2 protein-coding genes are annotated in these 768 nt (G+C 47.1%); both read left to right on the top strand.

Annotated elements, in window-relative coordinates; genetic code table 11:
- On the top strand, window positions 1–349 hold a 349-nt coding region (locus tag AC1Z3T_RS21145; RefSeq protein WP_483396989.1), incomplete at its 5' end, for a 3-oxoacid CoA-transferase subunit A.
- The coding region (locus AC1Z3T_RS21150; RefSeq protein ID WP_483396990.1) for a CoA-transferase at window positions 346–768 on the top strand (423 nt) is incomplete at its 3' end. The genes AC1Z3T_RS21145 and AC1Z3T_RS21150, both read left to right, overlap by 4 nt.

Genomic DNA, 768 nt, shown 5'->3' on the forward strand with positions numbered 1-768 from the left:
AGCGGGGATGGGTTTAGGGGCAGTATTCACACCAACAGGTTTTGGTACATTGCTTGCCGAAGGAAAAGAAACCCGTCATATCGACGGAAAAGACTATGTGCTTGAGTATCCGATCAAAGCTGATTTTGCTTTGATCAAAGCCCATCAAGGCGATCGTTGGGGCAATCTGGTCTACCGCAAATCTGCACGAAACTTTGGTCCGATTATGGCGATGGCTGCGGATGTCACCATTGCACAGGTTTCTGAAATCGCAGAACTCGGTCAACTTGATCCTGAACATATCATTACACCCGGGATTTTTGTACAGCATGTGGTTGCTGTCAATGCGGCACAGGGAGAAGCAGCATGAGCTATCAAAAACTAAGCCGTGACCAAATTGCAGAACGTGTTGCACAAGACATTCCCGATGGTGCTTATGTGAATTTAGGTATTGGTTTACCGACCAAAATCTCGAAATATTTACCTTCAGACAAAGATGTATTCCTACATTCTGAAAATGGTTTGTTGGCTTTTGGTCCCCCCCCTGCCAAAGGCGATGAAGATCCTGAACTGATTAATGCAGGCAAAGAGTTTGTCACCATGCTCACAGGCGGAAGCTTTTTCCATCACGGCGATTCTTTTGCCATGATGCGTGGTGGGCACTTGGATATTGCAGTATTGGGTGCATTCCAAATTGCTGAAAATGGTGATCTTGCCAACTGGCATACAGGTGCACCTGATGCGATTCCTGCGGTGGGTGGTGCAATGGATTTGGCAGTCGGTGCCAAG

The organism is Acinetobacter sp. B-6, assembly GCF_056930735.1.